Raw genomic sequence first — 12,192 nt, forward strand, 5'->3', positions numbered from 1 at the left:
TTAAAATTCCGTAACGTATACAAAATTAATCTCAGATCTCGCTAGCTGATTCTGTATATTGGCCCTCTCCGCAATATCAACCAACCCCCATATCATACTATTATTATATAAAGTAGAAGAGGCCAACAAAGCAGCTTGCTGATGCATAAAATGAAAAGTGACATTACTCCAATGATCCTTATCACAATTTGAATTAGTCCACACACTCCTCACTCCACGTCCATAAAAATCCTGTGCTTTTACCAAATCATTACTCTCCCTAATCACTCTCCATAATTCTTCAAATGTATTCTCCACCTCATCCCAACCGACCAACAAACGGTACAATTGTCCCAAAGAAGGCAGATAAAAATCCCCGCTACCGCCAAACGCCAGGCATCTTTGAATAATGCCACAATTCGGATTGTTCTGAAAACGAAGCGTGTTTTCTTTTCCGTTCAAATCCAGCAAAGCCTCCTGCAGATTCAAAAAAGAAGCAGGGTCCGCTCCGGTTATACTATTACTTGACGCCGCCCACCATTTATACGGTTCATCCGTGTAGGGCGATACAGCCCATCCCTTTGGGGAGGCAGCACTCTTATCAGGATTCACCCAGAAAACCACACCCTTCACCTGCTCCATCTGGTCATAAGTAAATGCCCCCACATCCATATATGAACCGTCCTTCATCAGCAAGTCCCCCACTTTCGGTAATTGATAAGAGGCCGTATTTCCCGTGATGATGCAATTCTGCACCTTCCCTCCGGTAGCCACATAAACACCACCCCCGTTCGCTCCTTTACATTTCCCACCGGTAACTGTCACTCCTTCCAATTCTCCATACACTTTAAATACCCGATTGGAACCATCTCCCTCAACAACAATCTTCAAAGCCGAGTCCGATATTTTTTCCCCTTTTTTATTATATCCTCCACTGACTTTCACTCCTGCGGGGATAACCAATTCTCCTTTCGTCTCAAACACCGCTTTATTTCCGTTCTCCCGAATCAGTAAACGAACTTCATCATTGGCTCTTGCCACACTCAGTGCTTTTTTCAAAGACAGATAAGGCGTTTCAATACCTCCTGAACCGGAATCCGATCCCCAATCCAATCCCACATAAACCAACCTTTGGGCACATAATTCCCATCCCATACACCATAACAGTACGATCAACCATACACTCTTCATAACCGAACCTTTCTTTTATCTAAAATACCATTTATTCTTACAATCATCAGCCCGTTTCCAAATCCGATAGGCTATTCCGATTTCATGCGATCCTCCCCACTCACTCTTATTTATATCATAGGTATAATTTATCTCCACCCGGTTTCCCAGCAACAAACCAACATGTGCAGAAGGATTCTCCAACTTCCGCAACGAGGCCCCTGCCCATACCACATCATAAAACCAAAGCACTGCATGAATGTCCAGACCTTCTCCAGAATAACCGTTATAGCAATACATCAGAGACGGGGTAAAGGTCATATTCCGGAAAACCAATTGCCACCCTGCAGTCGCATATATATTGTTATACCGCGTCTTCCCGTCCTCATCATACGGGTCTTCCATATACTTTGACAAAGACATGCCGATATAAGGCCCCGTCGTATACAACCAGATTCCGGCCTCAAGCACCGGAGTAATCTCATTCCTTTTTCCTGCATTTAACAACGGATCATCACTGTTTCCGATATAATTACCGGTAACGTCAAGCGTAGACAACGACATTCCACCTCCGATTCCTACCGACAGGGTAAAATAAGGATTCAAGGGAACATGACAGGCATAGCTTAACAACACATCCGTATAGTTAAAAACATTCACTTTGTCATAAGTAGCCTTTAATCCGACTCCATGCTTAATGCGACGATAATTGTAGTCCAAATGCCCCTTCCCAATCCGGTATTTCCGGTCTGCATACGAATACCTCAACACCTGGTCTTTTTCTTTCGAGAGATTGGTATTAAAAGTCAATAATACCGAAGAAGGTGAATTCTCGATAGCAGTCCATTGGCGACTATAAGACAACCGGGCGTCCATATAGTCATGAATCCCCCCTACTGCCGGGTTCACCAAATAATTATTCAAAAAATACTGACGTGAAAACAACTCATTTTGCGCCAACAAGCGCACTGAGAGACTGCAAATTAAGCATATAAATAAAATTTTTTTCATATACATTGATATAATTCACACATCAATTTACAAAAATAGGCCAAAAAATCTAAATAATCTTCTTCCTCAGGCAAAAATATCAGATTTCAATCATTTTTTCTTTAATTTTATTTTATATTTGCATTATACATTTTTTCACAAACTACAAATTAACATTTATCAATAAATCATGTTACCTAAATTTCTTATTGCAGACAATTCTCAAGAAGCAATCGACCTGGTTTATGTGGTACATACGGAAAAACCGCGTTGCATTATCCAATGTGACTTAGATGGATTTTACAGCAATCAAAAAATTTATTGGATAGACGAAGAACCGCTCATTCAGGATGATATAGATTCCTTAATGGAAGAAGCAGAAGATTTTTACGAAACCGAGCTGGATAATCAGGAAGAGATTTATGATGAGGAAGAAGACTGATGGAATCCGACCCAAAGCATAGTTTACGTCATGAAATACACAAAAGAAGATTTAAAAACATTCAAACGCCGGGATCTTAAAACCGAACAAATAGACCGCCAACTGGAAAATTTCCAAAAAGGTTTCCACTTTGTAGAGCTTTCAGAACCGGCTGTTACAGATAACGGAATCCTCCGCATAAATCCGGAAGACGAAGAGATTCTGCTGAAAAATTATGACACAGCCTGCCAGAATCACTCCATGATTAAAATGGTTCCCGCTTCCGGTTCTGCAACCCGGATGTTTAAAGACTTATTCCATTTTCTGGATACTTACGAAGATTCAGAAGAAGGATTTCTGGAATTTATACAAAAGAAAGGACCGGGCACCATGCATTATTTCTTTGAAAAACTGGATGAACTGCCTTTTTACAACCGTTTATCTGCAGCCCTGTGGAAAGACGGTAAAGACATTGAGAAAATGATTGCCAAACGGGAATTCAAAGAAATCCTGCAATATATCCTCACGGAAAAAGGACTCAATTACGGCAACACCCCCAAAGGACTGGTGGATTTTCATATTTACAGGGATTTTGTCCGTACGGCTTTTGACGAACATATTGTGGAAGGAGCCCTGTATTGCAGCAATGGCAAAACAGCCCGGCTGCATTTCACCGTAGCGGAAGAATACATGCCCCTATTTAAAAACCGCCTGAAAAAAGTGACTAAAGTATTCGAGAAAATGTTTAATGTAAAATACGAAGTCAGTTTTTCCATACAGAAACCTTCCACTGACACAGTCAGCATTGACGCCGAGGGGCAACTGTTAAGAGACGAAAAAGGCCAATTGGTATTCCGTCCCGGAGGGCACGGTGCGCTGATTCACAACCTGGACGATTTGAAAGAAGATATTGTTTTCATCAAAAACATTGACAACGTCATTCCAGACCGAGCAAAGAGCGACACGATAAAATACAAAAAACTGCTGGCCGGAACCCTGATAGACATACAAAACAAAGTATTCGGTTTCCTGGCTACATTGGATAAAAAACCGACCCCCGCACAATTAGAGGAAATCGACCGTTTCCTGAACAGCATCGGCTACAAAGAAGCAGAGGGAAAAACCTACAAAGACAACAAAGAACACATCAAACACCTCCAGCAATTGCTGAATCGTCCCATCCGTATTTGTGGCATGGTAAAAAATGAAGGCGAACCGGGCGGCGGTCCTTTTTGGGTAAAAGGCCAGGACGGCAGTTCCCGTCTGATGATTATAGAATCTGCCCAAATCGACTTGAAAAACAAAGAACAGAAAAAAATATTTGAACGCTCCACCCACTTCAATCCGGTAGATTTGGTATGCGGTATTAAAAATTATAAAGGCAAAAAATTTGACCTCCTGAAATTTGTTGACGCAGACCAGGGATTCATTACATCAAAATCGTACAAGGGCAAAGAAATCAAGGTCCAAGAACTACCCGGTCTTTGGAACGGCGCAATGGCCAATTGGATTACCGTATTCGTAGAAGTGCCTTTAACCACTTTTACCCCGGTAAAAACCGTCTTTGACTTATTCCGTTTCGAACACAGAAACGTCATTAAAAAATAAATCCGGTCAAAAACCAGAACATGGAAAAAAAACGCAGTATCTTTCTACTTATACTACGGGGATGTGCTATGGGGGCCGCTGATGTGGTCCCGGGCGTATCCGGCGGGACAATCGCTTTTATAACAGGTATCTACGAGGAATTGATTAATTCCATCAAAAGTATAAATCCGGAAGCCATAAGATTGATATTCCGTCTTAAATTCAAAGAATTTTGGACGAAAATCAACGGCAACTTTTTACTTCCCGTGGTGTGCGGTGTAGGTATTTCAATCTTTTCATTAGCCCGGTTGATGACATGGCTCCTGGAACACCATCCCATTTACATCTGGTCGTTCTTTTTCGGCCTGATCATCGCCTCTTCAGGCTTGGTCGCAAAAGAAATCAAAAAATGGAATCTGCCGGCAGTCCTGTCCCTCATCAGCGGTTTTTGCATAGCATACTTCATCACCATCATGACTCCCTCTGAAACCCCCGACACCTGGTGGTTTATCCTCCTCTCCGGGGCCATCGCCATTTGTGCCATGATACTACCCGGCATATCAGGAGCTTTCATCCTGTTGCTAATGGGGAAATATGCCTATATTTTAGGTGCCGTCAGTACATTCAATGTTAAAACACTGCTGCTTTTTGCTACCGGAGCAATAACAGGCATCATCAGTTTTTCCCATTTACTTTCCTGGTTGTTGAAAAAATACCATACCCTGACCATTTCTCTCCTGACAGGCTTTATGTTAGGTTCATTAAATAAAGTGTGGCCCTGGAAAGAAACCCTCCAAACCTATACCGACAGCCACGGTGTAGAAAAAGCCCTGATAGAAAGCAACATTTCCCCCCGGCAATTTGCCGAACTCACTCATCAGCCTGCTTTAATCCGGGAAGCCATTCTAATGTGTATACTGGGTTTCCTGCTCATCTGGGGGATTGAAAAAATCAGCCACATGCGCAAAAAATAAGTATGGACACCTACGGCATCATCGGCTATCCACTGGGACACAGTTGTTCTCCCCGGTACTTTAACGAACGGTTTCAAAATGAGAATATCGACGCTGAATACCTTCGTTTCGAAATCAAGGACATCCAAAATCTGGAACATATACTAAAAAACAATCCCACCTTAAAAGGATTCAATGTTACCATTCCACACAAACAGACCATCCTTCCCTTTTTAGATGAAATCAGCGACGAAGCCAAAGCCATCGGTGCTGTAAATTGCGTAAAAGTCAGCAGGGTCAATAACAAAACCAAATTATACGGCTACAACACAGACATGTTCGGATTCCGAAATGCCCTACAATCCTTCATGCCGGTCAATACACAAAAAGCATTAATTCTTGGCAACGGAGGAGCCGCCAAAGCAGTCCGTTATGCACTCCATACGCTGAATATGGAAACCCTTACCGTTTCCAGAACTCCCCGTCAAGCCGAAGAAATCAGCTATGATGCCCTCCCTGCCCATCTTCCTTCCTGTCACTTACTTGTCAACACCACCCCATTAGGCACCTGGCCCAATACAGAAGACTTTCCTGATATTCCTTATCAACTGCTAACCTCAGACCACTATCTGTTCGATTTAGTTTACAATCCGTCGGAAACCGCTTTTATGAAAAAGGGAAATGCAGCGGGAGCACATACCTGCAACGGATATGCCATGTGGCTGGGCCAAGCCCAAAAGAACTGGGAAATCTGGAGAATCCAAAAATAAACCTCCTCCATACCAAAGATTAATGTTAAAATATTTTTCCTGTTTTTAAAAATATTCTATATTCGCAAACGTTTTAAATTTTATTCAAAAACAGGATGTATCACCCTTCTGACTATTATTTTGTATTGGCATACATCATGGGAGTTTTAAAATTCCATTGGGGACTTTAAGTCTCAATCCATCCTGTTCCTGATTACTCTTATTTCTTCCGATTTCCCGGCAAGGGAATAGCTTGATTTATCCTCAAAACACATATTATGCAAAAACAATTACTATTAGGTGTGGAAGCAATAGCTCAAGGAGCCATTGACAGCGGCATCTCCGGAGTATATGCTTATCCGGGTACACCTTCCACCGAAATTACGGAATATATCCAGGATTCTCCCGAAGCAATCAGACGAAACATCCACCGGGCCTGGGCCGCCAACGAAAAGACAGCCATGGAATCTGCACTGGGCATGTCATATGCCGGAAAAAGAGCGTTGGTGTGTATGAAACATGTCGGCATGAACGTAGCCGCCGATTGTCTAATGAATGCCGCCATTACAGGTGCCAATGGCGGGCTGCTGATTGTGGCTGCCGATGACCCGTCCATGCATTCTTCCCAGAACGAACAGGATTCCCGCGTATACGGAAAATTCGCCCAAATCCCCCTTCTTGAACCTTCTAACCAACAGGAAGCATACGAAATGACCCGATACGGCTTTGCACTCTCGGAGACTGTCGGCAGTCCTGTCATACTGCGTCTCACTACCCGTCTGGCCCACTCCCGGGCCGGAGTAGAAACTCACGACTCCCTACCGGAAAACCCGTTACACCTTCCAGAAAACAAACGCCAGTTTGTTTTACTGCCGGCCATCGCCCGGAAACAATATAAACTGCTTCTGGAAAAACAACCCGACTTCATCAGGGCCTCTGAACAATCTCCCTTTAACGCTTACGTAGAGGGGCAGGATAAGTCGTTAGGAATCGTTGCCTGCGGATTGACCTACAATTATCTGTTGGAAAATTTTAATGAAGGCTGTATCTACCCCGTCATAAAAGTAAGCCAGTATCCTCTTCCCAGGAAAATGCTCAAACGCCTCATACGGGAATGCAAGCAAATCCTGGTATTGGAAGAAGGTTATCCCGTTGTCGAAGAAATGTTGAAAGGCTACCCCGGCAAAGAAAATATTTCAGGACGGTTAGACGGTAGTTTACCCCGGGACGGTGAGTTAAATCCGGACCTGGTAGGCAAAGCCCTCTGCTTTGAAACCCGGGAAGGAGCCCCCGTTCCCGAATTGGTCGTTCCACGTCCTCCCGCCTTATGCCAGGGATGCAGTCACCGGGACGTTTATAAAGCATTGAACGAAGTTATTTCAACTTACGGCGAAGGCCGGGTATTCGCAGACATCGGCTGTTATACCTTAGGTGCCCTTCCTCCCTTTGAAGCCATCAACTCCTGCGTAGACATGGGTGCTTCCATCACCATGGCCAAAGGAGCCTGTGATGCCGGACTGTTCCCCGCCGTAGCAGTCATTGGCGACTCCACCTTTACCCATTCCGGAATGACGGGACTTTTGGATGCCGTCAATGAAAAAACACCCATTACCGTCCTGATTTCCGACAACGAATCCATTTCCATGACCGGAGGACAAGAATCTTCCGCTTTGGGACGCATTGAATCCATTTGTCAAGGCATAGGCGTAGAAGCCGAACATATCCGGGTGCTCTTGCCTGTACCCAAAAATCATGAAGAGCTCTGCCGTGTCATACGCGAGGAACTGGAATATCCCGGTGTATCCGTCATTATACCCCGAAGGGTATGCATACAGAAGGCAGCAAGAGATGCCAAAAAAAATAAAAGTTAAAAGAAAAATCCCAAGTTATTATGAAAACAGACATCATATTGGCAGGAGTCGGAGGACAAGGCATATTATCCATTGCAGCAGTTCTGGGTTCTGCCGCACTCTCGAATCACCTATACATGAAACAGGCAGAAACTCACGGCATGAGCCAAAGAGGAGGAGACGTGCAATCCTTTATGCGCATTTCCGACCGTCCCATCCATTCGGACCTGATTGCCAAAGGCTCTGCCGACCTCATTCTGTCAGTGGAACCAATGGAGGCCTTACGCTACCTGCCCTACCTGCGGTCAGGCGGATATGTTGTTACCAATGCCACACCTCTGGTCAATATTCCCAACTACCCGGACCTCCCCACACTAATGGCCACCCTGGACGCTCTACCCCACCGGATAGTCCTGGACGCCGACAAAATAGCCGAAGCAGCCGCAGGCAACAGCCGCGCCGGCAATCTGGTCATGCTGGGAGCAGCTTCCCCGTTCATAGATATTCCCTTCGAATACCTGGCAGAAGGAATCCGTACCATCTTCAACCGCAAAGGAGAAAATGTCGTAGCCATGAACCTGAAAGCTCTACAAGCCGGCCGTGAATTTGCACAACACCAACAGTCCGTCAGCTATTAAATTTACTTTTTACTTTTATTTTTTACCTTTATTTTAATACCTTTACCCACCAAATATAAATGTGCAATATCATTAAAGTGGAATATTAATTCTGGTCTTTTCAACCGGTGCTACCGGTTGAAAAGACAATAATTTAAATCGTGTAACATGAAAGGACTGAAAATTGTTGTTCTTGCGAAGCAGGTTCCCGACACCAGAAATGTAGGGAAAGATGCAATGAAAGCAGACGGAACTGTAAACAGAGCAGCTTTACCTGCTATTTTTAACCCTGAAGATTTGAATGCCCTGGAACAAGCATTAAAACTCAAAGATAAGATAGAGGGGACGACTGTACATATTCTAACCATGGGACCGGGCCGGGCCGCAGAAATCATCCGGGAAGCCATGTTCCGGGGAGCAGACGGAGGCTATCTGTTATCAGACCGCGCATTTGCCGGTTCCGATACCCTCGCTACCTCCTATGCTTTAGCCTGTGCATTACGCAACCTAAAAACCGACTTAATCATCTGCGGACGTCAGGCGATAGACGGCGATACCGCACAGGTAGGCCCTCAGGTTGCAGAAAAATTAGGCCTTCCCCAGGTCACCTATGCCGAAGATATTCTGGAATGTACATCCGAAAAAATAACCATTAAACGTCGTTTGGAAAGAGGAGTGGAAGTAGTGGAATGTTCCATGCCTTGCGTTATAACCGTAAATGGTTCAGCAGCTTCCTGCCGTCCGCGGAATGCGCGTCATGTCATGAAATACAAATATGCCCGGGCAGCACAAGAAATGCAGGATGCAGACGAAGATTACCTGAATCTCCTTCACGAACGTCCTTACCTTAAAATCACAGAATGGAGCGTCAACGATATTCAATGTGAAGCACAGGAATTAGGTCTGAGCGGTTCACCGACCAAAGTAAAAAACATTGAAAATGTCGTATTTCAGGCCAAAGAAGCCAAAGTTCTGGAACCCAGCGACGAGGCTATTGATGCCATGATGAAAGAGTTGATTGTTAATCACACCATCGGGTAATAATTTACGATTTAAAAAATCTAAAATCAAATTATGAACAGTGTATTTGTATATTGCGAAATAGAAGAGGGTATTGTAGCAGATGTCAGCCTGGAATTACTGACCAAAGGCCGTACCCTTGCCACGGAATTGGGTGTCAAACTGGAAGCCATCGTTTTAGGAAACAATCTCAAAGGAGTAGAAAAACAAATATTCCCATACGGAGTAGATGTACTATGGGTTGGCGATGATAAACGGTTAGCTCCTTACACAACCCTGCCCCATACTTCCATCCTGGTAAACCTTTTCAAGCAGGAAAAACCTCAGATTGCTTTCATGGGAGCTTCCAGCATCGGCCGGGATCTCGGCCCCCGGGTTTCCTCAGCTTTGCACAGCGGCTTGACTGCCGACTGTACCAGCCTTGAAATCGGAGATTACGAAGACAAGAAAAATAATAAAATATATCACAACTTGCTCTACCAAATCCGTCCCGCCTTCGGCGGTAACATCGTTGCCACCATTGTAAACCCCGACTGCCGTCCTCAAATGGCAACCGTAAGGGAAGGCGTGATGAAAAAAGAGATTTTCAATGCCGGTCATCAGGGAGAAATCAAAACCATTGATGTCAACAAATTCACTTCACCGGAAGATTTTGTGATTCATGTGATTGAACGCCACATGGAAAAATCAAAGGTAAATTTGAAAGCAGCTCCGATTATCGTAGCAGGCGGATATGGCGTGGGCTCAAAGGAAAACTTTCAGTTATTACACGAATTAGCCACCGTATTAGGAGGAGAAGTAGGAGCTTCCCGGGCTGCCGTGGATGCCGGTTTTTGCGAACATGAGCGCCAGATTGGCCAAACCGGAACTACGGTCCGCCCGAAACTGTACATCGCTTGTGGTATTTCAGGACAAATCCAGCACACTGCCGGAATGGAGGAATCGGCTATGGTAATCGCCATCAATACAGATGCAAATGCTCCCATCAATAAGTTTGCAGATTATGTCATTACCGGAGACCTGAACGTAGTGATTCCCAAAATGATCCAATACTACAAAAAGAACAGCAAATAAACATTGTAAATTGTAAAAACAAAGGTATGGCTAATTTTTATACAGATAATGAAGATATAAAATTCCATCTGGGACACCCCTTGATGGAAAAGATTGTGGCTTTGAAAGAGCGCAATTACACGGAAGCCCAACAATACGAAAGTGCTCCCCGGGATTTCGAAGATGCAATAGACAATTACGACAAAGTATTGGAAATTGTAGGTGAAATCTGCGGAGACGTGGTTGCTGTCAATGCCGAATCGGTTGACGCCGAAGGTCCGCAGGTAATCGACGGACATGTAAAATATGCCGCAGGGACCCAGCAAAACATCGACGTCATCAACCAGGCAGGCCTGAATGGTATTTCCTTGCCCAGAAAATACAATGGCTTAAACTTTCCGATCACTCCTTTCATCATGGCAGCAGAAATTGTGGCCCGCGCCGATGCAGGTTTGCAGAACATCTGGGGCTTACAGGACTGCGCAGAAACCATCAACGAATTTGCCAATGAAGAGCAAAAAGCCAAATATCTGCCCCGGGTATGTGCCGGAGAAACCTGCGCAATGGACCTGACTGAACCCGATGCCGGTTCTGACTTACAAGCCGTGCAACTGAAAGCAACCTATAACGAACAGGATGGACAATGGTATCTGAACGGCGTTAAACGGTTCATCACCAACGGAGACGGCCACATTTCTTTAGTACTGGCCCGCTCCGAAGAAGGAACCAACGACGGACGCGGTCTGTCCATGTTCATCTATGACCGGAACAGCAATGCAGTAACCGTCCGCCGCATTGAAAACAAACTCGGAATAAAGGGTTCACCGACCTGCGAACTTGTTTTCAGAAATGCACCCGCAGAATTAGTGGGAGAACGCAAAATGGGGCTCATTAAATATGTCATGGCCCTCATGAATGCTGCCCGCTTAGGTATCGGGGGACAATCCGTAGGTATCGCCGAAGCGGCTTACCGCGAAGGACTCAAATATGCCCAGGAAAGAAAACAGTTTGGCAAACCCATTATCGAATTTCCGGCAATCTATGAAATGCTTTCCAATATGGAGGCAAAACTGCACGGCGTTCGTTCCGTACTTTACGAAACTGCACGTTTCGTAGATATGTACAAAACCTACTACCATATCTCCAAAGAAAGAGCATTGGACAAAGACGAACGCAATGAAATGAAGGAATACCAAAAACTGGCAGACATTTACACTCCGTTGCAAAAGTTATTTGCCAGCGAATATGCCAATGAAATCACTTACGATGCCCTTCAAATCCATGGCGGTTCTGGTTTTATGAAAGACTATCCCATCCAGCGTTACGTCCGGGATGCACGTATCACCAATATTTATGAAGGTACTTCACAATTACAGGTGGTAGCAGCCATCCGGGGAGTAACCACCGGACAATATGCCAGACAAATCCGGGAGGTATATGAAAAAATGCCTCTTAAACCGGAACACGAATACTTGCGCGAAACCTTAAAAGGTATGACCGACCAGCTTGAAAACTGCACGGCCAAGGTAACCGAATCCGCAAACACGGAATATACGGATTTCCATGCCCGTCGTTTAGTAGAAATTGCCGGTTACACCATCATCGGCTATTTGTTGCTGCAAGATGCCCAAAGGTGTGAAAAATTTGAAAAATCGGCAGAGATTTTCATCAATTACGGAAAAGCCAAGGTTGCTGCACATGCAGAATTTATCCAAAACTTTAACCCTGATAAATTGGGAATCTACAAGAAAAACTAACTTTACCAGAAATACCTAAAAAAACGCCTTTTCGAAGGCGTTTTTT

The 12,192-nt window shown here is 44.5% G+C and carries 11 protein-coding genes; 9 read left to right on the forward strand and 2 right to left on the reverse strand.

Annotation, left to right across the window (positions count from 1 at the left end):
* Both D1136_RS03545 and D1136_RS03550 read right to left on the reverse strand, forming a co-directional pair.
* Window positions 1-1,170 carry a DUF1565 domain-containing protein gene (locus D1136_RS03545; RefSeq protein ID WP_161876262.1) on the reverse strand — a complete coding sequence of 390 codons (1,170 nt, stop codon included), beginning with the start codon at window positions 1,168-1,170 and terminating at the stop codon, window positions 1-3.
* A gap of 15 nt (window positions 1,171-1,185) precedes the next feature.
* Window positions 1,186-2,160 carry a PorP/SprF family type IX secretion system membrane protein gene (locus tag D1136_RS03550; RefSeq protein WP_161876263.1) on the reverse strand — a complete coding sequence of 325 codons (975 nt, stop codon included), beginning with the start codon at window positions 2,158-2,160 and terminating at the stop codon, window positions 1,186-1,188.
* A 169-nt stretch (window positions 2,161-2,329) separates the two neighbouring features.
* Between D1136_RS03550 and D1136_RS03555 the strand changes: the two genes are divergently transcribed.
* The 9 genes from D1136_RS03555 (at window position 2,330) to D1136_RS03595 (ending at window position 12,146) form a co-directional block, all read left to right on the forward strand.
* Window positions 2,330-2,581, forward strand: coding sequence for a hypothetical protein (locus tag D1136_RS03555; protein ID WP_161876264.1), 252 nt, complete (start codon window positions 2,330-2,332; stop codon window positions 2,579-2,581).
* Between the two features lie 30 nt (window positions 2,582-2,611).
* A complete protein-coding gene (locus D1136_RS03560) occupies window positions 2,612-4,168 on the forward strand; it encodes a DUF4301 family protein (protein WP_161876265.1) in 1,557 nt (518 codons plus the stop codon).
* Window positions 4,169-4,188: 20 nt separating this feature from the next.
* Entirely contained in the window at window positions 4,189-5,121 is a 933-nt protein-coding gene (locus D1136_RS03565) for a DUF368 domain-containing protein (RefSeq protein ID WP_161876266.1), read from the forward strand.
* A 2-nt stretch (window positions 5,122-5,123) separates the two neighbouring features.
* The gene (locus D1136_RS03570) at window positions 5,124-5,870 is read left to right on the forward strand and encodes a shikimate dehydrogenase (protein WP_161876267.1); all 747 of its coding nucleotides are present in this window, start codon (window positions 5,124-5,126) and stop codon (window positions 5,868-5,870) included.
* A gap of 257 nt (window positions 5,871-6,127) precedes the next feature.
* Window positions 6,128-7,720 carry a thiamine pyrophosphate-dependent enzyme gene (locus D1136_RS03575; protein ID WP_161876268.1) on the forward strand — a complete coding sequence of 531 codons (1,593 nt, stop codon included), beginning with the start codon at window positions 6,128-6,130 and terminating at the stop codon, window positions 7,718-7,720.
* Between the two features lie 20 nt (window positions 7,721-7,740).
* The gene (locus D1136_RS03580) at window positions 7,741-8,337 is read left to right on the forward strand and encodes an indolepyruvate oxidoreductase subunit beta (protein ID WP_161876269.1); all 597 of its coding nucleotides are present in this window, start codon (window positions 7,741-7,743) and stop codon (window positions 8,335-8,337) included.
* Window positions 8,338-8,484: 147 nt separating this feature from the next.
* Window positions 8,485-9,357, forward strand: a complete 873-nt coding sequence (locus tag D1136_RS03585) for an electron transfer flavoprotein subunit beta/FixA family protein (RefSeq protein WP_161876270.1) — start codon at window positions 8,485-8,487, stop codon at window positions 9,355-9,357.
* A gap of 33 nt (window positions 9,358-9,390) precedes the next feature.
* Window positions 9,391-10,410 carry an electron transfer flavoprotein subunit alpha/FixB family protein gene (locus D1136_RS03590; RefSeq protein WP_161876271.1) on the forward strand — a complete coding sequence of 340 codons (1,020 nt, stop codon included), beginning with the start codon at window positions 9,391-9,393 and terminating at the stop codon, window positions 10,408-10,410.
* A 26-nt stretch (window positions 10,411-10,436) separates the two neighbouring features.
* Window positions 10,437-12,146, forward strand: coding sequence for an acyl-CoA dehydrogenase family protein (locus D1136_RS03595; protein ID WP_161876272.1), 1,710 nt, complete (start codon window positions 10,437-10,439; stop codon window positions 12,144-12,146).
* Window positions 12,147-12,192: the final 46 nt, after the last annotated feature.

Origin of the sequence: Odoribacter sp. Z80 (genome assembly GCF_009935865.1) — a bacterium.
Classification (GTDB): Bacteria; Bacteroidota; Bacteroidia; order Bacteroidales; family Marinifilaceae; genus Odoribacter.

What these genes read in the sequence shown, in the direction of transcription:
- D1136_RS03545 (WP_161876262.1), bottom strand. Translation starts at nt 1,170, where the DNA reads ATGAAGAGTGTATGGTTGATCGTACTGTTATGGTGTATGGGATGGGAA.
- D1136_RS03550 (WP_161876263.1), bottom strand. Translation starts at nt 2,160, where the DNA reads ATGAAAAAAATTTTATTTATATGCTTAATTTGCAGTCTCTCAGTGCGC.
- D1136_RS03555 (WP_161876264.1), top strand. Translation starts at nt 2,330, where the DNA reads ATGTTACCTAAATTTCTTATTGCAGACAATTCTCAAGAAGCAATCGAC.
- D1136_RS03560 (WP_161876265.1), top strand. Translation starts at nt 2,612, where the DNA reads ATGAAATACACAAAAGAAGATTTAAAAACATTCAAACGCCGGGATCTT.
- D1136_RS03565 (WP_161876266.1), top strand. Translation starts at nt 4,189, where the DNA reads ATGGAAAAAAAACGCAGTATCTTTCTACTTATACTACGGGGATGTGCT.
- D1136_RS03570 (WP_161876267.1), top strand. Translation starts at nt 5,124, where the DNA reads ATGGACACCTACGGCATCATCGGCTATCCACTGGGACACAGTTGTTCT.
- D1136_RS03575 (WP_161876268.1), top strand. Translation starts at nt 6,128, where the DNA reads ATGCAAAAACAATTACTATTAGGTGTGGAAGCAATAGCTCAAGGAGCC.
- D1136_RS03580 (WP_161876269.1), top strand. Translation starts at nt 7,741, where the DNA reads ATGAAAACAGACATCATATTGGCAGGAGTCGGAGGACAAGGCATATTA.
- D1136_RS03585 (WP_161876270.1), top strand. Translation starts at nt 8,485, where the DNA reads ATGAAAGGACTGAAAATTGTTGTTCTTGCGAAGCAGGTTCCCGACACC.
- D1136_RS03590 (WP_161876271.1), top strand. Translation starts at nt 9,391, where the DNA reads ATGAACAGTGTATTTGTATATTGCGAAATAGAAGAGGGTATTGTAGCA.
- D1136_RS03595 (WP_161876272.1), top strand. Translation starts at nt 10,437, where the DNA reads ATGGCTAATTTTTATACAGATAATGAAGATATAAAATTCCATCTGGGA.